The sequence below is a fragment of the Candidatus Arthromitus sp. SFB-mouse-NL genome (genome assembly GCF_000709435.1).
Taxonomy (GTDB): domain Bacteria; phylum Bacillota; class Clostridia; order Clostridiales; family Clostridiaceae; genus Dwaynesavagella.
On the sequence record NZ_CP008713.1, the window covers coordinates 539,472 to 564,473 of the forward strand.

Sequence of the window (25,002 nt, forward strand, 5' to 3'; positions counted from 1 at the left end):
GTGGTAGAATTGCAGTATGGTTTTAATAGGAGGAATGTATGTTAGAGCGGTGGATTTTGAGAAATAGAAATACCTTAATAGAAGGGATAGAAAAGCTTGAAGTATCTAGCAAGCTTTTAAAGATACTCATTAATAGAGATTTTAAAAATTTTGATGATATGAGAAGTTATATGTATCCGAGTGAGGTTTTATTAAATGATCCATTTGAATTAAAAGATTTTCAAAAGGTTATTGATATTTTGATTTCATTAATTGAAAGTGGAGATAAGATAAGAATTGTTGGCGATTATGATGTTGATGGTATAATTAGTGTCTACATATTATATACAACTTTTAAGAATATTGGAATTGATGCTGATTTTGTAATACCTGATAGGGTTAAAGACGGTTATGGAATAAATAAAAAGATAGTTAGTGAGGCTAAAAATGATGGAGTTAAGGTTTTAATAACGTGTGATAATGGTATAGCTGCTATTGATGTTATAAAGTTTGCAAAAGAGAATGATTTAATTGTAATTGTTACGGATCATCATGATATTCAAATTATACACGGTGAAGATGGAAATTGTGATAGGGTTTTGCCTGATGCTGATGCGATTTTAAATCCAAAGCAAGATGAGTGTGCATATAAGTTTAAAAAACTTTGTGGAGCTGGTATTTGTTTTAAGCTTTGTTCTGAGCTATATAAGAAGTTTGGGTTAGAATATAAGATAGATGATTTGATAGAGGTAACTGCTATTGCAACTATTTGTGATGTTGTTGATTTGGAAGATGAAAATAGATTTTTAGCAAAGAAGGGTATTGAGTTATTAAGATCAACAAATAATATTGGCTTGAATGCTATAATTGATATAAATTCTATATCAAGAGAAAATATTTCTTCGTATGAGATAGGTTATATAATTGGTCCTTGTTTGAATGCACTTGGAAGGCTTGAGAGTGGTATGAAGGGACTAGATTTATTATTGTGTGATGACAATGATAAGGTTTATGAACTCGCATCAGAAATAAAGGATTTAAACGATAGAAGGAAGTCTATGACTTTGGATGGTTTTATTGAGTGTTTAAATATAGTTATGGATGAAGGATACTTCAATTCAGATATAATTGTTGTTTATAATGAAAATATTCATGAAAGCATAGCGGGTATAATTGCTGGAAGGATTAAGGAAAGGTTTTATAAGCCTACAATTGTTTTAACAAAAGGTGAGGAAATTTGTAAAGGATCGGCTAGGTCAATTGAGGGAATAAATATTTTTGATTTAATTTCTGAAAATCGAGATATACTTGAGACATTTGGAGGTCATCCTATGGCTGCAGGATTATCTATTAGAGAAGAAAATATAAATTTATTTAGAGATAGATTGAATTCATCAAATAGAATTGATAAGGAGAAGTATTTAAATACTGTGTATATTGATATCTTTTGTCCAATTCAGGATATAGATTATGATTTTGTCAGAGATTTGGACAAACTTGAGCCATTTGGAAAATCAAATCCAAAACCAATTATTGGTGATAAAAGGTTAAGATTATATTCCATCAAAAGAATTGGTAAAAATAGGAATTATATTTCTATGAAATTAATTTCGAGGGATAACAAAATTTTTGATTTTGTTTATTTTGGATATGCTGATGAATTTGATAAATCATTTAGTAATTATTATTCAAGAGTTGATCTCGAGAAACTATATTCTGGAAGATGTAATATGAACAGTCAATTTTTTATTGATGTTTTATATGAAGTTAAGATAGATAATTATAATTTTAGTGAGACGATAAAGTATTTTTTATTAAAGTATAGATTTTAAAGGTGATTTTATGGAAATATATGAGCTTGATAAGCAGATTGACATTATTAATTCGTTTAACGATATTGTTTTGGTTACAGATCTTAACAATATCATTAGATCGTATAATAAAAGGGCCTATGAATCATTTTCATTTGATAAGGATTTTTTAAGAGATAAAAGTATAATTGATTTTATTAGTGCGTTTGAAGTAAGAATATATGATGAATTTATTGATGGGAAAAATTTTGATTTAACGAGCAAAATGCCAAGGAATATATTGAACTATGATATGAAGACTGTTGTTTTTAAGAGAGTTTTTAAGCGTAAAGAATTATTTTTTAAGCTTGGGATTTATGAACATAAGTTATATGGTAGGGAAATAATAGGAAATATTTACATATTGACGGATATAACGGACATTTATATGGCTTATAATGATTTAAGTAAAAATAATGAAGCGATGAGAAATTATATTGTTGATATGAAGGGTCTCATTGATATAAAGCATAGATTGAATAAAAAGAAACATAATCAATTTATACATATAAATAATATAATTAACAATTTGCATGAAGGAATCATAGTAGTAGATAATATGTTTTCTGAAATTTACTGTAATGATGTCTATAAAAACACTTTTGATTTTACAGCAAGAGAATTTTTATCTTTAAAATTTTTGGATAATTATAAGGTTGAATCTATAGGAAATAATTTTATTGATATTAGAGAATTTTTGAAAAATATTAAATGTAAGAATGAAAAGCGGACGGGGCAATTTTTATTTAAGAATATTGAATATAATATTGAAAAATATTTTCAAATAACACTGAACACGATAGATTATCATGAAAATTCTAAGCTTAAATATCATAATATAATTACATTTTCAGATATAACTCAGCTTAAAATTCAAGAGTTGTTGAAGGATGATTTTTTTAATATGGTATCTCATGAATTAAGAACACCTATTACTTTAATAAAATCATCTCTTCAGGCACTTGAAAATTTGTGTAAAAACGAACTGACGATGGGCATGAAAAAATATTTGAGTATGATGAATAAAAATAGCTCAAGATTGTTAAAACTCATCAATAATATTTTGGATTTATCGAGAGCTGAATCTGGTTATATGTTACCTGTTATGAGTTATTTTGATATAGTAATTATAACAGAAGACATAGTTACATCGATAAATTTGCATGCTAATCATAAAAAGAACATAAAGGTTATATTTGAACCAAATGTAGAGGAAGAATATTTATTTTTTGATAAGGATATGTACGAGAAAATTTTACTTAATTTATTATCTAATGCAATTAAATTTACTCCAAATAATAAGATGGTTTATGTTAATTTGATTATAAATAGTGATAATTTTGTATTGAAAGTAAGAGATCAAGGGATAGGAATACCTAAAGATAAATTAGATGGTGTTTTTGATAAATTTAGTCAGGTTAACTCTGTTTTAAGTCGTGGTGCAGAGGGAAGTGGAATAGGATTATCTATAGTTAAGAGATTTGTAGACATTTTGAAAGGTAAAATTGTTGTTAATAGTGATATTGGAATTGGGACAGAATTTATTTTAACATTTGATAGATCTATTGTAGACAATAATTTTGATACAATTGAGGAGGATATATTGATAAATGATGAGATTGATGTTAAAGTAGATATTCATTTTTCTGATATTTATCCTTAAACTAAGATTAAATTAGAATTTATTTTAATATAAAGAGGGTATTCTAGATGAGTAAGAAGATTATATTAACTGGTGGTGGGACGGCAGGCCATGTTATTCCAAATATTGCAATAATACCTAAATTAAAGGAAATTGGATATGATATTGTTTATATTGGAAGCAGGACTGGGATAGAAAAAGAGCTAATACAGGCACATAAAATTAAGTATTATGGTATAAGTACGGGTAAGCTCAGACGTTATTTTGACATGAATAATTTTAAAGATCCCTTTAGAATAGTTAAGGGTGTTTTTGAGGCAGTTAAAATAATGAGAGATGAAAAACCTGATATTGTATTTTCAAAAGGTGGATTTGTTGCTATACCTGTAATATTAGGGGCATTTATAAATAAAATTCCTATTGTTTCTCATGAGTCAGATATCACTCCAGGACTTGCAAATAAAATTGCTATGCCTTTTATAAAAACTATATGTACGACTTTTCCAGAAACGGAGAGATATATTGGAAGTAAAAAAATTGAGCTTACAGGTACTCCAATACGGAAAGAACTATTTTTAGGAAGTGAAATAAAGGGGAAAGAAATTTGTAAATTTAAGAATAATAAGCCTATTATACTTGTAATGGGAGGAAGTCAAGGTTCTACTTTTATAAATAATTTAATACGTAAGAATTTGGATAGACTTTTGGTTAAATTTAATATAATTCACATTTGTGGCAAAAATAATCTAGATAACAGTTTAGATAATAAGGAAGGATATATTCAAAATGAATATATTAAATCTGAATTACCTCATTTATTTAAAATAAGTAGCTTAATAATATCAAGAGCGGGATCAAATAGTATATATGAAATACTTGCGTTAAGAAAACCTAACATACTGATTCCATTATCAAGACGAGCTAGTAGAGGAGATCAAATTTTAAATGCAAAGTCTTTTTTTGACAGGGGATTTAGTGAATTTATAGAGGAAGAAGATATAAAGAGTTTTGATGAATTAAATAATTTAATTAATAAGGTTTATGATAATAGAGAGATGTATATAAACAATATGAATATAAATTCTGATAATCCAATTAAAAATATAATTAATGTTATAGTTAAATATTCAAAATAAGAAAGGAGAATTCAATTTTAAGTTGAATTCTCCTTTTATGTTATAAAATTTTTATAGATACCAGATGTCAATATATTTAAAAGTTTGTCTGAAACTATTATATACCACTGATTATTTTTTTTAGATAATTGTATATCTAATATGCTGGAAAATTTATATTTTGTAGATTTTAACGATTCTAAAAAAATTTCGTATTTATTTTCATCATCTGGAAAAGATGGATCATTTTTAAAAAAGTTTATTATGTGCTTAGCTATATCGTAATATGTAAATCTTATTTTAAGTGTTGATGAGTTAAAAAATGTTTTTGAGGATAATATTTCGTAATCTATGTTGAACATCATATTTTGTATTTCGCTAATTATTTCCATTTTACTCTCATTGTCTGATTGACTTAATACATTATCAAACACATGATTTATATTTGGTATAGAGATATTTAATAAATATTTATTGGCTTGTTCAATATCTTTTGAGGTATATGAATTAATAAAATTTTGAAATGTGATTTCACTATCTTTAGATATTGATAGGGAAAATAGGATAGCAAAACCTAAGACTATAGAAATTAGTATTACACAACAAAATTTTAATAATATATTTTTACTTGTAATTTTCACATTACTCCGTCCTTTATATTAGATTATTTTAAAATTAAAAGGTGATCTTATGAAAAAGAATAACAAAAAATTAAAGAATTATACTGATAGAAAATTAATTAATTTAAGATTATTACAAATAAGGTTAATAAGTAGATTAAATGCACCTGATTTGGAGTACAAGCTATATAATTTACAACAATTAATTACTATTCTTGAAGAAGATGAATTTTATGATCATAAATTAGGTAAACAATACTTAGAAGATATAAAAAATAATAATTTTAATTGCATTGAGCAGTTTAAAGAGGATAATTCAACTATAGATTTAAATTTTCAAAGTGATTTTAAAGAATTAACATATAACCTTAGAAAGATAATTTACGATGGAAATTATGAAAAAGCAATAGAACTTGGAAATAAAATAGGAGAAATATATCAAAAAAAGGATTTAATATGGTTTTTAATAGCTTTATGTCATGACTTAAATGGTGATAAAGAAGAAAGTGTATTCTATTATAAACGATCTATATTGTTAAATGAATCAGAAGTTAAATATTATTATTATTTAGCTAATGTATATATAGATATAGGGGATTTAGAAAATGCTAATAAATATATTTCGTATGCATTAAAATTAGATTGTGAAAGCAGATATATACTTGAATCCCATGCTTATATTTTATTACACAACAATCAGTATGATAGTGCAATTAGTATTTTTAAAGAATTTATGTCTGATACTGAACAGTATAAAAATGTCAATAGAATAATTTCAATTATATATTTTTTGAAGGGTATTAATTATTCTTATAAATCAAAGGATGGATATCTTTATAACATAGATAAGAATGATACTTATAATGTTATTGCGTGTATAGATAAGGCTATGGATTTTGATAGTAGCGATTTATATTTTAAGGAGCATATTGATAATGCAAGAAATTCTTTAAAAATGTGTTTTGATTTAAAGAGAATATGGATTCTTTTGATAACGAGTTTATTTTATATATTAAATGTTCCTTTTATTAAAGTTTTAGTTATTATTATGTTGTTTGTTATATTTATATCTAGTTTCAAAATGGTATGTGTACTTGAAAGATTTAAAATAACAAATGATGGGAGTAAAATAGATAATTTCTGTGATAGAATAAATAAAGTATTTTATTTTAAAAGATAGTTGAAATTGGAGGTATCAAGTTGACTACATTGTATGAACATAATATATTGGGATCTAAGATTTCGATGATTAGTGCTATTTTTAATATACCATTTCTTGTTGGAGAAGGTACAATCTGTTTATATGAGCAAGGAATAACTCTTTTAGATAAAAATGGCAATGAAAAATACATTATAGGATTGGATGAATTAGTTATTAGCTATGAATCCTTTGTTAACACAAGAAATTTAAAATACATTTCTAATATAAAGTTTTTTACATATGATATTAGTTCTAAATTTAGAAACTTAAATAAAAAACTTAAGCATGTTAATGGATCTTATTATGGTAAGATGGTAATAACAATATCTGAGATTGGTGAAGTAGAACTTTTTGATAATCAATCATTTAAATATAGAAAGTTTTATAATCTTGTTAATGATTTAAAAAATGGAATTAGCCCTTTAAAAAATATAGAGGAACAAAAAGGAACGTTTTTATCAAAGTTATTTAAATATAAATTATTTTAAAAACTTTTGGCAAGTATTTGCCAAAAGTTTTTTTTATAAAAAATGAATATTAATTTATTTAATTTTAAAAAATATTAAAGATTTTAATTATTAAGTTCAAATGAGTATGTACCAATACCATTATCGTATTTTAAATCTATGTAGTATATTTTTTCACTGTTAGGTTTAAGAGTAACTTCTTCTTCTGAAGAAGAACTTATATGTAAATATTCTTTACCATCTTCATCTACAACAGTTATATATGTTTTACCTGTTCTAAGTTTTAATGAAGATTTTAGAGTAGATTCTTTTGAAATTGTGAATTTATAGGATTCAGTGCCAGAAAACTTTGAAAAATCTTGTGTTATTTGGGAATTTGGTTCTATTTCACCAATTATTGTTCTTTTTGTTTTAGGAGCATTAGAACATGAAGTTAAGAAAAGAGTAAGTGTTACAATAAATGTCCCTAATATTAAGCGTCGTGATTTCATTATTGAACTCTCCTTTTAAGTACTTTGGATTTAGTATTGCACAAAAATAGGAAAAATTTCAAACAGTTTTACGATTTAACAATTATTTTAAGAATTTAGGAAAGGAAGGAATTAATTTGAATAATGGAGCTTTAAAAATTTTAAATTCAATATTTTTACTCTTGTTTGTGGTAAATTGCTTGGGATTTTCTAGTGCATATTCTAAAAATAAAGTAGTTAAACAATCGAGAGCATATGATTTGGAATTAAAGATTGATAATGTGAATTTCAATTCAGCTAAATTTAGTTGGGTATATCCGGAAGACATTGAATTTACATTTGGAGATTACATAAGTTTGATTTTGATTAATGAAGAGAATGGAAGTCAAGGAGAAACTCCTATATTTTCTGTCATTCATGGTAAAGATGAGGCAGATTTATCAGAGATTACAAGTTTTGAAATTAATTCACTAATACATTCAACAAAGTATCAGTTGAAATTAGAATTAAGCAAAATACAAGGGGATTATTATTCTGTTGAGGAAAGTTTTGAAACATCTGATTTTGAAATATTTGATATTCAAATAGAGGGAGCAGAGGAGGGAGTAGTTAGAAATAAGCTATTGAAGGTTAATTGGAAAACAAATCCTGAAACAGTAGATTTTGGAGAAAATGATAAGGTTGAGATATTTTTAAAGAAATTAAGTGACAATGATTTTTCGAAAAAGCCAATTTTTTCATCAGATAAAGATGTTAAGAGTGCAGAATTTTCTCTCCCTGTGTTTGAAGAAATGTATGATTTCAAAATAGCGTATCGCTTGAAAGGAAATGTAATTTATAGTGATTTCTTTTACTGTGATTTAAAAAGTGGGGGAGCAATTCCTGAAATACAAGATATAAAATCTTCATCGGCTAAGCTTACTTTGAATTATCTGAATGAGGAAATGTTAACTGAAAATAGTAAAGTTAATATCTACATTAAAGAAGATAGGAATCTTGATTATAGTAAAGATCCGATTGTTTCATTTGATGGTAAGGAAGAGATTATTAAAAATAAAGAATATGTATTTAATAAACTTAAGTTTTCGACAAAATATTATGTTAAAGTTCAACTTGTTGTTGAAAGTTTTAATGAATTTGGAAAAGATATGCTAGCTATGGATGAGAATAGATGTGAGTTTGAAACGAAAAAATTTGATATAAAGGATTTAGTTTTTACTGATGGAAATGAAAATATCTCAAAGCTTAGTTGGAATTTTGATGGTGAGGATATTTCATTTTCTGAAGGAGATAATTTGAAAGTTTACATAAAAGAGAGCTCAAAAGATAACTATTCAGAGGATATTTTAAAAGACAGTACTTTAAGTGTAGATGAATTATTGACAAAAAAAGAGTTGGATATTACGTTTCCTAAGTATGATACAAAATATGATATCAAGTTAATTTATACTATTGGGGGTAAACAGCTTTCTAAATATTTAACTCATACTGTTTCTTTACCTAAAATTGATTTTGGAGTAAAGGTGTTAAGTGATGAAAGTTTGGAATTTAAATTTAATTTTGATCAAAATAAAACTAGGTTTGAAAAAAATGAGAATGATAGAATAGAAATTTTTGTTAAAAAATATGGTGAAAAAGATGAGGCTTATAAGTCTATAACATTTAACGATGAGGAGTTAAATGATATGGAAGTTTCATCAAGAGAGGGAGAAGATGTAACTGAGAACAAAATAGAGCGAAAATTGAAGATTGAAAATATTTCATCTGTTGTTAATGGAGCTTCGGGATCAAGAGAGGGAAGTCAGGATGAAGGAGATCAAGTTAACAGTAGTGGAGGAGGTCAAGATGATTCAAGTTCCACGCAAGAGGAGAAAAAGCAATATGATTTTAAAATCGTTGTAACAAAAGATGGGGCTTTGTTCCAAGAGAAGTTTTATAGAGTGTCAATGGAAAAGGATTCACTTCAAATTGTTGATGTGGTTTTTAAGAAGATAAATGAGAAAAAGGTTGAGACAAGTGTTGAGTATGCACCTTATGATTATGATTTTAATGATAAGGTTGAATCGCTTAGTTATACAAAGGAGAAGAATTCATCTTCTAAAAGTAAAAATCCTGAATTTAAGAGGTCATCGAATAAGACTACATCAATAACTAATGATTTTAAAACAAATAACAAATTTGAGATAGAGTTTGAAGATTTCGGAGTTTATAAATTGAAATTTTCGTATAAGATGAAGGAAAATGGAACTACAGATGGGGTTACTACTACTACTAGAAATTCAGAAAATCAGTTTAAATGTAACGAGATGGAAAAAATTTATGATAATAAGTTTGATGTTTTTAAATTTGAGTTAGTAGATGATGTTTTTAATGAAATAAAATTAAATTTAAATTTTGTGAATTATTATAAGCCTAAAAATGGAGATAAAGTTGATATATTTTTCAAAGTAAGTGGTGATGAAAGTGAATCTGAATCCGGAGATGATAGTTTTAGTAAAGATCCATTAGTCACATTTGTTCATAAAGATAATGAACTCGATTTAGTAAATATGGGAGCTTTTGATTTATCTGGACTTGATGCTGGAACTAAGTATACTTTTAGAGCGAAATTCACCGCTAAGGATCATATATCAAATGTGATACAAGAAGATAAAAATGCAGCTACTAAAGATATTAAAATTTCTAATTTGAGGATTGATCATGTATCTGACATAGTTGCATATGTAAGATGGGAGCTTGAAGAGGGATTTGAGTTTGGAGTTAATGATAAAGTGGATATTTTCTATAAAGTAGATGGAGAGGAATATCCAGAAGAAGCAAACCAACAGGAAGAAGATTTATATATTAGTGATGGAGTTATTATTTATTTAGATACAGTTGATACTCAATATAAAGTAAAGTTTATATTTAGGAGTGGAAGTAAAACTCTTGAGAAAGAAATAGATTTTAATAATAAAATAGATGATTTAGATGCCGAAATTACAGATGTTTATGAAACATCCACTTATATAAAATGGAATTATCCTTCTAATTATGATTTTACAGATGGAGAAAGTATTGCAATATTTATAAAAACAAAGGATGGAACTTATGATGAAGAGCCAGATTATTATGTTGAACAAAATGGAGAAGAGGGCGAGGATGTAAAAACATTTAAAAGTATTAAAATGACAAATTTGTATCCAAATACAGAATATGATGCAAAAATTTTATTAGATTTTGGGGATGTAGGGAAGAAAGAAAAGGAAGTTAGTTTTAAGACTAAAGAAATTGATATGTTAAATATTTCACTTAAGGCGTTGTCTAATAATTTTTTTGATATAGGCTGGGAGTTTTCTTCAGATACACTTGATTTTGATGAATATGTGGATTCTTTAAATATATATAGGAAGCTTGAAGATGATGATTTTTCGGATTCTAATATTATTTATAAAATTGAAAATGGTATTGATAAAAGAAATAGTATAAGACTTGAAGTAGATGATATTTATGAGAGTTATGATATTAAGATTGAATACAAATTTTTATCTGGAAGTATAGAGAAAACGATTTCTGCAGGAGGGTTTTTTGCGGAGTTTGAAGGGGATACATCTAATTTGATGGTGAAATATCCTGAATCTTTAGTATTTGAAAAAGGTGATTTTATAAAAGTTCTTGCAAGAGAAGGATTAGAGGGAGATTATGAAGATTTTATAAATATAGAACATTCATCTTCTGAAAATTTAAATAAATTAGAAAATATAGAATTAGATAGTTTACTTAGTGGAACATCGATTATTTTGAGCATTAACAATAAAAATACTCAAGTTTTTCCTGTAGAGATTACTTATGAATATGAGGAAGTTGGAGATGAAGACGGGGGAGAATCAGAATATCCAGTTTTAGATATTGTAAGTGAAATGAAAGGAAATTGGGTAGATATAAGTATTCCAGATGAATATGATATTGATACTTCATCAGAAGTTTTAAATAGCATTGGTGGTAATTCTTACTATGACCAATTAGAAGATGGAACGTATGTAATAGTAATAGATAGAATTGTACCTAAAAAAGTTTACTCTAATGTATTTGTTTTAACATCTGATATAAGTGGAAATGAAGTTAGGTTTGATATAGGTGAATTTCAATTAGAACCATATAATTTGTTAGAAGATTTTCTATTTAACTCTTATTATTTTGCTTTTGATAGGGAACCTGATGAAAACGGATACAATTATTGGAAAGATCAACTTGAAGTAGAGGGAAATTTGTCAGGTAAGTATTTTCTTATTAATTTAATGTTTGCAGAAAGAGAGTTTGCAGATAGAAATCTGAGTGATGAAGATTTGATTAAAGCTTTATATCAAATTGTAGTTAACAGACAGTATGATACTGAAGGATTAAATTATTGGATTTATATGTATGGTGAATATTTAAATGAGTTCGGCGGTGATAAATATGAAGCGAAGAAAACTTTAGTTTTAAGGATGGCTTATGAACCTGAGTTCGGAAGATTATGTGATGAAATGGGAATAGCTTGGTAATTTTGTATTTATGGAGGAGAGGAATGAAAATATGTATGAAGAGATTCATTATTAATCTTATGACTCTTATATTTTTGTTTGAATTGATACCATTTGGGGAAATGGGAATTAAGTTCGGCTTTTTTAAGAAAGCCGAAGCTTATTATACCCAACTTGAAATGGTTGCACCAGGTTATGTGATAAGCCCTGAGGAAGGGGGGATTGTATTTGATTTAAGTCAAAGATTATCATCTTCAATGAGTGTTGAATCGTTTAGTGTAAAGAATACAAATCCTGAACAGCAGAAGAAAGATTTAAAAGAGGAATCTTCTGATGGAGTTAGATGGTTATCAAAGGATGAAATGATAAATGGTCATATTTATGAAATTGAAAGTAAGATTTATGATACTGACACGCAGGAAACAATAACATTTATAAATTCTTTTAAGTATATAGATAAAAATATAGCTTATAATCCTAAGCTATCTTTTTCGAAGTTTGATTCTAGTAGAATGGTTACTCAAGATGTTATATTTGATTTTTCTGAGTGCAGGGAATTAATAGATAATTCAAATAATCTTAAGCTTGAGATTTTAAATTCTGATTTAACAAGAGCAGAGATAGATCCTATGAATATTAATAAAAATGATGTTGTAAATAATGGATATAAGTATACTATTTCTAGAGCAGCTTCTTTATTTAGACCAAACAAAGATTATATAGTTAGACTCCATGCAGATGGTATTATTTGGGATAAAATGATTTCTTGTCCAGTAAAGGGGAATCCTACGATAGTTGAAAATATTAAACCTGTAGCTATGGATTTTAGATATTATCCTGAAAGCAGAAATTTTTACTTTCATACAATAGATCTTGGAATTTGTAAAAAATTTGAGGATAGGATTAATGTTGTGGTTAAGGCTATTTTAAATAATCCAAAAAAAGGTTTTGTTCCAGTTGAGGTAACAGCTGAAATACCACATGTAATAGAAATTAAAGTTCCAGAAGAATATTATACTACATCAATACCAAGTGATTTGAGGGTTTATGTTATTGATAAGAGTACTGGACTTGTACTTGCTGAATATTTATTTCAGTTTACATTTAGGTCTGATAAGGGAATTATAATGTGGAGAAATTTAAAGCATTCAGCTGAAAAAGAAGCAACAGGATATAAGATTAATAAAATAAAATTAGATCATACTGACGATAACAATACTATTCCACATTCATGGGATGGACTTCCTAGGGCACATTATATAACTCTTTATGATAATAAATTAGAAAATCAAATAGGTGGAGAATTCAGATTTGATGTTACAGATCCTGAGTATAGAAAACAATTCCTTGAGCCGACTCATGATGTTAGAGGAGCTAATTTTAAGATACCATTTACTGATATGAAGCAAGGGTTTAATAGTTATAATTTTAAAGTTGAATCTAGTAGTCAGTATCCAGAGTGGGCATATGCACATATACCATTTGGATTTTATGCAGATGTTGCTGAAATAAAAGATTTAGATATTAATATAAAAAATGTAAAACCAAATGAAAATGGAGATAAGTATAGTTTTACTCTTGAAATAAAGAATCAAAAAATTGTTATTGGCGATAAGATGAGCTTTATAGATGATGACGGTAAGGAGCATATATCTACTTCAAATAGTTCGAAGACATTTGACTTTAAAGATGTCCCAATGGTATTTGGAGGGAAATATGTGGTAACTTATAATCAAATAAGTTCTTTGCTTCATTTTAAATCTACAGATTTATCTGTATTGTTTAATCCAGTTGTTATAGGTACTTTTTCAGATGAGAGGGATAGTATTGAAATTACTATCGATAATAAATATGAAAAAATTTTGAACACTGATAAAGGTCAAAATAAGTTAAGAATACTTAATATGAATGGTACTAGTACGGGAAATGATTTTTCAAATTTTGGGATAGGAAAAACTAAATTTGCGTTAAATGGAAATTTGATTGAAGGAGAAAATTATATAGCAGAGGTATCTAATTCTAAGGGAGAAGTATATAAAACTACTTTCCAGTATTCTACAATGAAACTTGATTTATCGGAGATAACAGGTACAACAGCAAAGCTTGACTGGGAATATCCTGATAATTACCTAATAACTGATGGAGATGCATTAAGTATATATTTCAAAAAAGATGGATCTGGATATCCTGCTGTTCCCGATGCAAAAATAGTGCATGGTTTTCAAGGAGTAGATTTCAATGACGTTACTACATACACGATTAAGAATATGAGCCCGAATGTAAACTATACGGCAAAGCTTGAACTTGCAACAAATGAAGGCATGACTTATGTGGATGAAGTTGAATTTGTAACGAGTACTTTTAAAATTTTAAATGAAGAAATTGAGGGTATTTCTGAAGATGGAACCGTAAATAGTAAATCTATAACTTTTAAGTGGGATATAAATCTTGGTGATATAGAATTTTATGAAGGTGATAAAGTTGAGGTTTTTCTTAAACCACTTTCTCATAATGCATTTCCCAAAACACCGACGGCAACTATTGATAAAGATTTAAATAGAATGAAACGGATTAAATTTGATGTACCAAATTATTATGAATCTTATAGTGTCAAAATTGTATATACAATAGGTGGAGTTAGGCATACGAGTAAAGTATTAAATTTTACTGTGAATATGCAAGATGTTGAAGTATATATGAGTACTATTACTCAGTGTACAGCTAATATTAACTGGAAGTATCCAAAGGATGTAGATGTAGATAGTAATTTTGAAGAGGTTAGGATTTATACAAAAAAACACAGTGATTTAGAATTTAAGCTTGAAAAAACTTATAATAAATCTGAGAAAGCTCTTAATGATGTAGTTAAACATGTGATTAAGAATTTAGGTATCGATACCAAATATAAAGCTAAATTAGTATTTAAAATTGGTGAAAAGTCAGTTGCAGGAGTGAAAGAAGAGATAACTCAAGTTGTTGAAACTGAATTTAAAACAGAGAATTTTGTTATAGAAAAATTTAATGTTACGAATGATATAAGTAATTTCATAATAGCAACATGGGATATAAAAGATGATAGTTATCCTTATACTACAAATGATAGTGTGGCACTTTTTGTAAAAGAAAGAGGAGAACCATCACAAAATTATATTAGAATTAATTTTATGGGAGGAGATATTGCAGGGAAAAGATCATTTAATGGCTCTATGGTACCTAAATACAATGTGGATTACGATGTAAAATTGACCTATACCTTAGGAGAAAAAGAAGTTAGTGCTTATTCAGCTATTAAATTAGATATTGGTTATATAAAACTCAAGATAGACGAAATAAATGATACTAAAATTAAACTTTCTTGGACTTATCCAAATGAGATTTTAAGAGGTGATAAGGTCGAAATAAGTTTAAAAAATCTTAGTAATGAAAATGACGTAAAATCTGAATCAAAGGTTCAGAATTTTGATTATGGAAATACTGTTATGATTGAAGAGTTTAGAGAAAAAGAATTTGATTTAACTAAGGATAATATGTATGAAGTTAAACTTAGGTTAACTTCAGATTATTTTTATCCTATGGAAGAATCATTCAGGTTTAAGGCTACTTCTGATTTTCAAATTTTAAGTTTAGATGGTGAGTCTATGGACTCTAGTACATTTAAACTTGATTGGGATTTTTATAATAATAATCAAGAATTTAATACAAGTGATAAAGTTGAAATTTTATATAAACGATTGAATGAATTAGATTTTCAAAGTAATGCTAGGACGACAAGTGAAGATGATCAATTTACAGGTATTAGTTCTGTTAATATGCAAACTGGAACTGAATTGAGCAGATTTAAATCCTACATAGTTCAGGGACTTGATGTGAATAAGGATTATTTATTTAGAGTACGTTATACATTTAATAAAGATAGAATTCAAAAGGTAGTATATAAAGATTTAGTAGGAAAAACAGAGCCTAAAAAACTGAATTCAAGTGTAATTGATGTACAGCCAACAGGTGTTAAAATTATGCTTGAGTATCCAGAGGCCTATGAAATAGTGGAAGGCGATATTTTAGATATATTTATAAAGGAAAAAGAAGGAGCAAATTATGGAGTTAATCCTAATTTTACTGGGAAACATGGTAATGAAGAGGGCGATTTTGATTTAAATGAGGTAACTATGCTTGATATACTTGGATTATCTCCAGATAAAGAGTATAATGCTAAAGTTGTATTTTGGCCAGATGGTGGGTCAGGAAATAAAGAAGAGGTGGAACTTAGTTTCAAAACAGATACCGTAAAAGGTATAGCTGAAGTATCTATAGGTGATGTATTGGATTATGTTGTAAAAGTTGGTATCAAGATGAATCCAGAAGAAATTATTTTAAGTGATAAGGATAGTTGCAAAATTTTTATAAAGAAAAAGGATCAACCACATTATCAAGATACACCAAATGGTGAAATGCGAGGAGATATATTCAACGAAGAAAGATTTGTATCAGCATATTTCGATGAGTTGAATGCAGAGTATACTGTAAAAGCTGTGGTAAATATCGGAGGTAGTGAATTTGAATATGAGACCGACTTTGTAAGCAAAGTTGATGATTTTAGTATTGATGTTATAGAAATTAATCCGATGACAACACAAGTTGAATGGAAATATCCAGATAACTATACTCTTGTAAATGGTGAAAGTATTCAAATATTTATTAAGTATAAAGATGAAGAAGATTTCTTGAGTGAACCTGATCTTGAACTTATTCAATCAGAAGAAATGAGCTTATATGATACAAATTTGGTTGAGTTATATTCACTAATACCTGATACAGATTATGAAGTTAAAGTTAAATTGAATTTATTGGAAGCAGATATTGAACCGATTATTAAAGAATTTACAACAACGACTTTTGAAATAGAAAATTTGGAGATAGCAGATGTAAGCAGTGATGGAATGTCTCTCACATGGGAGTTAAGTACAGAGGAATTGGATTTTTTAGATGATTATGATAATTTAGCTATATTTATAAAAAATAAGGATGAAGATGATTATGATTTTTCAAATCCTGTGGCGGAGTTTACTGAAGACTTAAATAATATAAGATCTGTGTCTTTTGAGACAGAAGAGAGTATATCAGATATTGATATTTATGTATCATATTTAATTGAAGATTATGAAGCATCTATGGAAATATCATATACAGCAATTGAACTTAGTGTTGAAGTGCAAGATGAGGGTGTATTAGTTGAATGGAGTTATCCTCCTGGAATAGAATTTGAACCTGAGGATAAACTCGATATTTATTTGAAACACGCAAATAAGTCAGGATATAAAACAGAGCCAAATTTTAGATACACTCATGAAGAAGATGGGGATTTGACTGAGTTGAATCAAATATTCTTTAATAAATTAGAAAAAGGGAACTATAAGATGAAATTTTCTCTAATTACTGCTGATATGAGATATAATCCTATAGAAATTGAGTTTAGTACGGAAGGTAGTCAAGAAGTAATAGATGGAATAGAACTTAAGTTTAATGGTAAATCGAGTGGAAGAAAAATAGAACTAAATATTGTTGGAGATGAAGAATTTGATTATGAAAAAGGATTTTATATTGATCCTGAAGGATTAGATCTTGAAATAGATGAAGATAGAAATAAGTTTATAGTTTTAAATTTAGTTCCAAATAAGGAATATAAAAATATAATTATAACGTTCTTTACAGCAGATGATGAAGAAGTTAATTTTATTGTTAAAAATGTGAAAATAGATCCAGAAACTCTTTTGGAAGAATTCATAACAAATATTTATAAGTTTGCGTTTGAACGTTATCCAGATGAAGAAGGATATAGCTATTGGTTAGGGAAACTTCTTGAAAAAGGTGAGATTACAGGTAAATTTGTTTTATATAATTTGATGTTTTCAGAACGTGAGTTCTCTGATAGAAATCTTTCTGATGATGATCTCATAAAGGTTTTATATCAGATAGTGGTTAATAGGGAGTATGATGAGGGAGGACTCAATTATTGGATAGGTGAATATAGAAACACATATTTACCTCAAGCAAATAATGATAGTTATGAAGCACAGAAGGCTATAGTAGAGAGAATGTTACATGAACAGGAATTTAAAGATTTGTGCAACAAAATGGGAATCTTATGGTAATATATTAACCATCAATATTAATTGATGGTTAATTTTTTGGCAAATTTGGAAATAATTAATTTTGTAAAGTTAATAATGATAATTTGAGTTAAAAATGGTAGATAGACTTCAGGTGCAATTATAAAGTAAGATATAAATTATTGATAATAAACCTAGGAGGTGGATCATGAATATTGTGACAATTAATGTAAATGGCGTTGAATATAAGTTGAAGGGTGAGGAATCAAAGGAGTATTTAAATAGCATAGCTAAAGAGGTGGATGATAAAATAAAAGAGATGATGGCATTAAATACGAATCTTACGTTGCACTCCTCATCAATTTTATTAGCAATAAATTATTGTGATCAGTTACATAAACTAGAAAATGATAAGGAAAATTTAAATAATAGCATTGAAAATTGTAATTTTAAAATACAATCTCTTATTGATGAAAATAATGAACTTAAAGAAAGAATAATACATATTGAAAATGAGAATTGTGAAATTAAATTAAAGAATGAAAATCTTGAAGAAGAAATAGAAGCCTATAATATTGTTTTAAAAGATGGAAATAAAGATTTATTTTCTAATAACAATGAGATTGAAGAGCTAGAGAAAGAAATAGAGCTCCTTAAACATACAGTGAGAAAAATTAAAGATGAAAATTTTGAATTACAAAATAAATTGAAGGGGAAAATATCTTAATATTATCAATACTTTAAAGTATTTTATTAAATACTAAGGATAATAGGAGGTATTTGAGATGAATTTAGCTAACAGTCAAACTAAAGAGAATTTAATGAGAGCGTTTGCGGGTGAGTGCCAAGCTCATATGCGTTATGATTTTGGAGCCAATTTAGCGAAAAGGGAAGGATTTCATGTTATTGAGAAGGAAATTAAAATTATTTCTACACAAGAGATAGCACATTCCAATGTATTTTATAAATTTTTGAGAGAACTTAATGGTCAACATATAACCTTACAAGGAGCTAAGTATCCAGTCGATTTGTATGATAAAACTTTAGATTTTTTGAAAGCTTCACATGAGAGAGAATTAGAGGAACATGATAGTATATATAAAGAATTTGCTGATGTAGCAGCTAAAGAAGGTTTTATGGATATAAGCTATAAGTTTAAAGAAATTAGTGAAATTGAAAAATTACATGCAGATAGATTTATAAAATTATATAATGATTTATCTAGTGGTATGATGTTTAAGAAAAATACTAAGATAAAATGGTTTTGTACAAATTGTGGTCATGTGCATGAATCTGAGGAGGCCCCAGAATACTGTCCTGTTTGTAGTCATCCACGTGGATATTTTACCCCATATACTAATCAAGCTTAATTAAATTTTAGGAGTATGATAATTTATCATACTCCTAAAATTTTTTTAAATCATTTGAAAATGTGATAAAAATTTGAGTATTTGTTATCCTTGAATTGACTATCTTTTTTAATTCTTGCCGAATTTCATCTAATTCATCTATGGAAAATCTGCCGTTTAAACTTAATGTGATGTATATTTCGGTGAATTTACCAAGTTTTGATATAAATATATCATAAATTCTAATTTCTGGATAATTATGTTCAATTAATAACATAAGTTCTTGTTCAGATTTATAGTGAATTCTTTTATAAGTTAAGATATTTATTTGATTTTTTAAGAGTTGTATTGGTTGATATGCGAAAAAAATAGTTAGAATGATGACAATAATTGCATCCGAGATTGGGAATAGAGGTTTAAGAAATGGAATTACATTAAATAAAATAAATGCAATAGATGCGCCAAGGCTGAGTATTGCATCAATGCTTGCACCGATTGCTTCAGATTTTAAGACTTCTGAACAATTCTCAATTTTTTTGTTGTAGTGCTTATAGATTAAATATAAAGCAAAACAAAGGAGAGTCATTAATGCTCCATTAGTAATGATCAAATTTAAATCTACTTCGGGAATTAGATTTGGATCAGAAATAAATGTGGAAATAGTTATCATACTTGAGAAAATAGATGAGACAAGCAATATTATTATAAGAATTGATTTGAATAAAACATAAAGAGTCTCTTTGCTATATTGACCCAAAGGATATTTTTTCCTACTCGAGGTTTCGATGTCTTTAGAAATTTTTATTGCTATTATGACTGAAATAAATTGTATGAATGAGAACAATCCGTCTATTAATACTGCTTTTGATTTGGAAAATATAAATAATATAATTCCTATAATAGCCATTAATAAGTTTAATATATTTCCACGTTTTAATGCTTTTTGCTCAATTGATAAATCCATTTTATCACCCTAATTTTTATTAGAAATTCTACTTATAATTATTTTAACATATTTGGGTTATGGTGTTCAAAAATAAAATTAAAAATAAGCGTTTATTTTGTGGTAAAATATCGTAAGGCATATTTTTAAACAATTTATTGGAGGTTATTAATTTTGTTTTTTGTAAAGGATAAGAATTTCTATAGGAAAATATTAACTATAGCTGTGCCTATAACATTACAAAGTCTTATAACTTTTGCAACTAATATGATGGATACAATAATGGTTGGAAGTCTTGGTGAGATAGCTTTGTCGGCAGCATCATTATCAGGACAGATTTTTTTTGTATTGAGTGTTTTATGTTTTGGTATAGGTGGAGGAGGAGCAGTTTTAACTTCTCAGTTTTGGGGTAAAAAAGATATGAGTTCAATTTCAAAAACATTATCGATAACGATTAAGTTAAGTTTAGTGGTTGGAATTATAGCCATGATACTTGCTTTAACTATGCCAGATAAATTACTCGGATTTTATATAAATGATTCAGCGGTTATACAGGCTGGAGTTTCTTATTTAAAATTGGCATCTCTTATTTATCCGATTTTTGCTGTATTAACTATAACATCAATAATACTCAGAACTACATCTCAAATTAAAATTTCTGTTTTGGGAAATAGCGTAGCATTTGTACTTAATGTGTTTTTCAATTATATTTTTATATTTGGTAAATTTGGAATGCCACAGATGGGTTTAACGGGAGCAGCGGTTGGTACAGTAATTTCAAGGATTGTTGAATTCTGTATAATAATGGGATATTTATTTTTTATAGATAAAAAAATACAATTCAGATTTAAGGATTTAATTAGTTTTGACAAATTGATATTTGTAAAATATCTTAGGAGTGGTATTAATGTTCTTATAAGCGATGCACTATTAGTTGCAGGACTTACAAGTCTTACAATGATATTAGGAAGGCTTGGACCTGAAATGATTGCAGCAAATAGTATTTGTAGTATAGTAATTCAACTTTCGACGGTATTTATAAATGGAATATCAAGTTCAGGACTTGTTATAATAGGAAATACCATTGGAGAAGGGAAATTTTCGCTTGCGAAGGAGCAATCTAGGACGTTCTTATTAATTTCTATAATAGTTGGAATAATAGCATCTTTATTAATTATTATAACGAAACATTTCATTATAGATTTTTATAATGTTGAACAAGTAACAAAGGACATAGCTCATGAATTAATGAATGGGGCAATATTTATTATAATTTTCCAAGTTCCATCTTCTGTATTAACGAAAGGTATTTTGCGTGGAGGAGGAGATACAAAATTTTTGGTATTTGCTGATGTTTTGTTTTTATGGCTATTATCAATACCACTTGGTATGTTAGCAGCATTTGTGTTTAAATTTTCACCAGCTTTTATATATATTTGCTTGAAATTTGATGAAATAATAAAGGCCATTTGGTGTAGCGTAAGAATGATTGGTAATAAATGGATTAAAGATGTTACTGTAAAAAATTAATGTACTTTAATTAGAGAAGGGATTTATATGGGATGTTTATTTAGGATAATTAAATCATTCATAGTGGTATCATTATTTGTTATTATTTTAGTTCTAGCGAGAGGTTTTTTATTTTATAAGGATGCATTGGACAAGACGCCTTTAAGTGTTAAAGTGAGTGAGATTACTTCAAACTCAAATTATGTAACTATAGATAATATTTCAGATAGTATGAAAAAGTTTATTGTAACTGTTGAAGATAAGAGGTTTTATACACATAGTGGTATTGATATAACCGCAATAGTAAGTTCGATGATCAGTAATTTATCTGTTGGATATTATAAATATGGTGGGAGTACGATAACTCAACAATTAGCGAAGAATATGTATTTTTCGAATGATAAGAATATTACGAGGAAAATTGCTGAAATGTTTACTGCGTTTAAAATTGAAAGAGAGTACTCTAAAGATAAAATTTTGGAAATGTATTTAAATCAGATATATTTTGGACACGGATATTACGGAATAAATTCTGCAAGTTATGGATACTTTGGGGTATCTCCAAAGGATTTAACAAGATATCAATCTTCATTACTTGCTGGTATACCACAATCTCCTAGCATGTATGATTTAAAAATTAAAAATAAATCAATGGGAAAGCGATATTCAGTTGTTCTTAAGAATTTATTGAAAAATGGGGATATAACAATTGACGAGGTAAAGAAGTTTGAAGATGATTATAAGGCATCATGATTTGATTCATGATGCCTTTTTATTTATGTTATAATGTAATTGATTTATGTTAACTCATATTTATTAGGATAAAATTAAGGAGAATTGAGATGAATTTAAATAAAACTGAGCGAAATATAATTATAGATATTGATAATTACAAAAATAAGTATTTAAATGATCCGATTTTTACGAAATACGTAATAGAGTTTTCTGAAAAGGGTGGGGCTACAGCATTTTTAACTAATAATTTTACAAATTTTAAAATATTAAAAGAGTCAACGAGTTTACCAGTATTTTTTGAAGTTGATAGACAATTTAATGGAATAATAAATATAGATCCTGAATTTTTAATTATAGATATAGTTAACTTTGATGGTATTTATGAACAATTAAATGAATTTTTAAATGGAATTAGAGATAAATTTAAGGGAAAAATAATCGGTAAGATTTTTAATAAGAAACAGGCTATATTGGCGTGTAAATTATATTTGGATGGTATTTTGATTGATGTATCTGAAAATAATTTTGATAAAGATTTTATAGCCGAAATTTATTTTGATATAAATATATCTGTTATATTAAGAATTAAATCTTTAGATATAAATAGTTGCAAGGATTTAGTTAAAATTGGTATAAATTACTTTATTTTGGGGGAGGATATAACTAATCCTAATAAAATTCTGAGTAAGATTTAAAAAAACTATACTTCTTAACTGAAGTATAGTTTTAATTTTTTGCTGAACTCATTATCAAAATTTTTAAAACCTTTTCTTTATATATCAATTCTGTAATCATATCCAAATTTTTAATTATTTCATCAAATGATATATTCAAATTCAAATATAAATTACTATCAATTATTCGCTTTGATTTTAGAAAATATTTTTTATCAAATGAAAAATATTTATTGTTTAATTTAGGTGATGATATATTTTCATTGAAGACGTCTTTATGATTAATGTATAAAAAATCTATTATGTTTGGATAAAGATCAAATAAAGAAGGATTGTAGAATACTAAATCATTGATCTTAATTCCACAAAATTTTTTATACCCTAGGGTGTACTCATTAGCTGGTATGTTTTTAAAATATATCTTTACTTCTGAGGTATTATTTAATTTGGCAGCAGACATAATTATATTTTCGATTTCTTCATTTTTGAGGTTATAGGTATTTTTTTCATGATTATTGTTACGAATAATTTTGAATTTATAATTTTGATTATTTTGCATAATTAGTCTCCATATTTTAAAGTAGTATATTAAATATTGTATTTATATTTTAAAAAAGTATGTAGAGGCATATTTAATTTTTAATATTGACTAGTTCGATTAGTTTTGAAATTATAAGATCAATGAAGATGAAAAAATTACCACTGCAATTTAAATTGTATGTTTTCATTAGTTTGTTTTCTGGTAAAAATACAAATAACGAAGCTGAGTTATTTATATTTTTTATCATTGTATTTGATAAAACGATAATTGTTTTGTTTGATAATCTCTCTAATGAATTTCTTAGAGCAATATCTCTAATAGAATCAACTATGTAAATGATTAATGGTGCATCTTTATTTTTTGAGTTTATTTTTAAGGATGATGTTATGCTTGTTTTAATATTTAGGCATTTTAGTTTATCCTCAAAATACTGTGCTATTATTTTATATGATTCTGAAAATAGGAGTGACACTTCTTTGTATTTGAAGAGGAAATCGGATATTAGATTTATATGGGTTTCGTTGAGATTTTGAATGAAATTGTTTAACAAATCTTTTGATATGTTGTACATATTATTTTTATTTGATAGTTCTGCTTTAGAACATTCATTTAGTATAGAAATTAAATTTTCGTAGCTATCCAAGTTTAATTTACTGCAAAATTTATTTATTGAATATTCGCTTAAGTTTAAAGATAAACTGAGTTCTTTTATATTCATTTGTGAGACGTGTGATATGTTGCATGAAATAAAATTGAATATAAATTTTTCCTTTTCAGACAGAGAATTAAAAAAGTCTCCAAACATTTCCTTAAATAAATTCATATTATCACCACCTAGAAAATAATTTTACTCCTAATAAATTTTTAAAAACTTACGATTTAAAAGTTGATTGATAAATTTTTATTGGGAGGTTTATACGATGAATAGTTTATGTGAACATAAATTGAATAAAAAATTTTTAAAGTATGCCCTCCTGCTAGGCGGAGTGGCAATAATTTCATTACACATAGGTAAAAGTATGTTAAAGAAAAAACGTAATGAGCATTCTTATAATTTAATAGATTGCTATATTTCAAAGATCAATAATTTTGATGATTTGGAAGGTTTGGTTTACAGTAATGGAACCCAAGTTATTTTAGATGAGACGAGTGGATTAGTATCAATAGTGTTTATTAATGCTGATGGAAAAGCTGAAATCATTGAGATATCTGATAGCGATTTAAGTGAATTAATTTCTAATAGGTTTTTTGATACAGCTAAGAATTAATTTTATTAGAAATTTTTTATGTTGTAAACC

The 25,002-nt window shown here is 26.9% G+C and carries 18 protein-coding genes; 13 read left to right on the forward strand and 5 right to left on the reverse strand.

The genetic code is table 11. The features are described 5' to 3' along the window. Positions 1–38 precede the first annotated feature (38 nt). Genes recJ through SFBMNL_RS02655 form a run of 3 tightly spaced genes read left to right on the forward strand, consistent with a single transcriptional unit; the run spans position 39 to position 4,607 of the window. Positions 39–1,811 carry a single-stranded-DNA-specific exonuclease RecJ gene (gene recJ, locus SFBMNL_RS02645; protein ID WP_005806738.1) on the forward strand — a complete coding sequence of 591 codons (1,773 nt, stop codon included), beginning with the start codon at positions 39–41 and terminating at the stop codon, positions 1,809–1,811. Positions 1,812–1,821: 10 nt separating this feature from the next. Further along, entirely contained in the window at positions 1,822–3,492 is a 1,671-nt protein-coding gene (locus SFBMNL_RS02650; protein ID WP_014017875.1) for a sensor histidine kinase, read from the forward strand. Positions 3,493–3,539: 47 nt separating this feature from the next. Continuing rightward, on the forward strand, positions 3,540–4,607 hold the full coding sequence (locus SFBMNL_RS02655) for an undecaprenyldiphospho-muramoylpentapeptide beta-N-acetylglucosaminyltransferase (protein ID WP_005806734.1): 1,068 nt from the start codon (positions 3,540–3,542) through the stop codon (positions 4,605–4,607). Positions 4,608–4,642: 35 nt separating this feature from the next. On the opposite strand, the gene SFBMNL_RS02660 is transcribed toward SFBMNL_RS02655, so the two are convergent. After that, positions 4,643–5,227 (reverse strand): hypothetical protein, encoded by a 585-nt coding sequence (locus SFBMNL_RS02660; RefSeq protein ID WP_042294413.1) that lies wholly within the window; start codon positions 5,225–5,227, stop codon positions 4,643–4,645. Positions 5,228–5,276: 49 nt separating this feature from the next. Here SFBMNL_RS02660 and SFBMNL_RS02665 point away from each other — a divergent pair, with 49 nt between their 5' ends. Continuing rightward, a complete protein-coding gene (locus SFBMNL_RS02665; RefSeq protein WP_005806730.1) occupies positions 5,277–6,386 on the forward strand; it encodes a tetratricopeptide repeat protein in 1,110 nt (369 codons plus the stop codon). A gap of 20 nt (positions 6,387–6,406) precedes the next feature. Continuing rightward, positions 6,407–6,895: a hypothetical protein gene (locus tag SFBMNL_RS02670; RefSeq protein WP_007443676.1), complete on the forward strand. Its 489-nt coding sequence runs from the start codon at positions 6,407–6,409 to the stop codon at positions 6,893–6,895. 83 nt (positions 6,896–6,978) lie between these two features. Here SFBMNL_RS02670 and SFBMNL_RS02675 read toward each other — a convergent pair whose 3' ends face one another. Further along, positions 6,979–7,365, reverse strand: coding sequence for a hypothetical protein (locus SFBMNL_RS02675; protein ID WP_042294415.1), 387 nt, complete (start codon positions 7,363–7,365; stop codon positions 6,979–6,981). Positions 7,366–7,481: 116 nt separating this feature from the next. Between SFBMNL_RS02675 and SFBMNL_RS02680 the strand changes: the two genes are divergently transcribed. The 4 genes from SFBMNL_RS02680 to rbr all read left to right on the forward strand — a co-directional run bounded on the left by SFBMNL_RS02680 (position 7,482) and on the right by rbr (position 19,323). Then, positions 7,482–11,867 (forward strand): DUF4214 domain-containing protein, encoded by a 4,386-nt coding sequence (locus tag SFBMNL_RS02680; protein ID WP_042294417.1) that lies wholly within the window; start codon positions 7,482–7,484, stop codon positions 11,865–11,867. A 23-nt stretch (positions 11,868–11,890) separates the two neighbouring features. Then, complete coding sequence (locus SFBMNL_RS02685) at positions 11,891–17,995, forward strand: DUF4214 domain-containing protein (RefSeq protein ID WP_042294419.1); 6,105 nt, start codon at positions 11,891–11,893, stop codon at positions 17,993–17,995. A 166-nt stretch (positions 17,996–18,161) separates the two neighbouring features. Continuing rightward, positions 18,162–18,680, forward strand: coding sequence for a cell division protein ZapA (locus SFBMNL_RS02690; protein ID WP_042294421.1), 519 nt, complete (start codon positions 18,162–18,164; stop codon positions 18,678–18,680). A gap of 58 nt (positions 18,681–18,738) precedes the next feature. Continuing rightward, positions 18,739–19,323 carry a rubrerythrin gene (gene rbr / locus SFBMNL_RS02695; protein WP_042294422.1) on the forward strand — a complete coding sequence of 195 codons (585 nt, stop codon included), beginning with the start codon at positions 18,739–18,741 and terminating at the stop codon, positions 19,321–19,323. Between the two features lie 34 nt (positions 19,324–19,357). Here the strand turns inward: rbr and SFBMNL_RS02700 are convergent, their stop codons facing one another. Then, positions 19,358–20,266, reverse strand: coding sequence for a cation transporter (locus tag SFBMNL_RS02700; protein WP_042294425.1), 909 nt, complete (start codon positions 20,264–20,266; stop codon positions 19,358–19,360). Positions 20,267–20,419: 153 nt separating this feature from the next. Between SFBMNL_RS02700 and SFBMNL_RS02705 the strand changes: the two genes are divergently transcribed. From SFBMNL_RS02705 to SFBMNL_RS02715, 3 genes are all read left to right on the forward strand, one after another. Then, on the forward strand, positions 20,420–21,775 hold the full coding sequence (locus SFBMNL_RS02705) for an MATE family efflux transporter (RefSeq protein ID WP_042294426.1): 1,356 nt from the start codon (positions 20,420–20,422) through the stop codon (positions 21,773–21,775). Positions 21,776–21,802: 27 nt separating this feature from the next. Beyond that, positions 21,803–22,507 (forward strand): transglycosylase domain-containing protein, encoded by a 705-nt coding sequence (locus SFBMNL_RS02710; RefSeq protein ID WP_042294428.1) that lies wholly within the window; start codon positions 21,803–21,805, stop codon positions 22,505–22,507. 89 nt (positions 22,508–22,596) lie between these two features. Further along, positions 22,597–23,184 (forward strand): hypothetical protein, encoded by a 588-nt coding sequence (locus tag SFBMNL_RS02715; protein ID WP_005806712.1) that lies wholly within the window; start codon positions 22,597–22,599, stop codon positions 23,182–23,184. A gap of 31 nt (positions 23,185–23,215) precedes the next feature. Here SFBMNL_RS02715 and SFBMNL_RS02720 read toward each other — a convergent pair whose 3' ends face one another. Next, on the reverse strand, positions 23,216–23,722 hold the full coding sequence (locus SFBMNL_RS02720; protein WP_005806710.1) for a hypothetical protein: 507 nt from the start codon (positions 23,720–23,722) through the stop codon (positions 23,216–23,218). Positions 23,723–23,795: 73 nt separating this feature from the next. Further along, positions 23,796–24,527, reverse strand: a complete 732-nt coding sequence (locus SFBMNL_RS02725; protein ID WP_007440843.1) for a MurR/RpiR family transcriptional regulator — start codon at positions 24,525–24,527, stop codon at positions 23,796–23,798. Positions 24,528–24,624: 97 nt separating this feature from the next. On the opposite strand from SFBMNL_RS02725, the gene SFBMNL_RS02730 reads away from it, so the two are divergent. Continuing rightward, complete coding sequence (locus tag SFBMNL_RS02730; RefSeq protein ID WP_042294431.1) at positions 24,625–24,972, forward strand: hypothetical protein; 348 nt, start codon at positions 24,625–24,627, stop codon at positions 24,970–24,972. Positions 24,973–25,002: the final 30 nt, after the last annotated feature.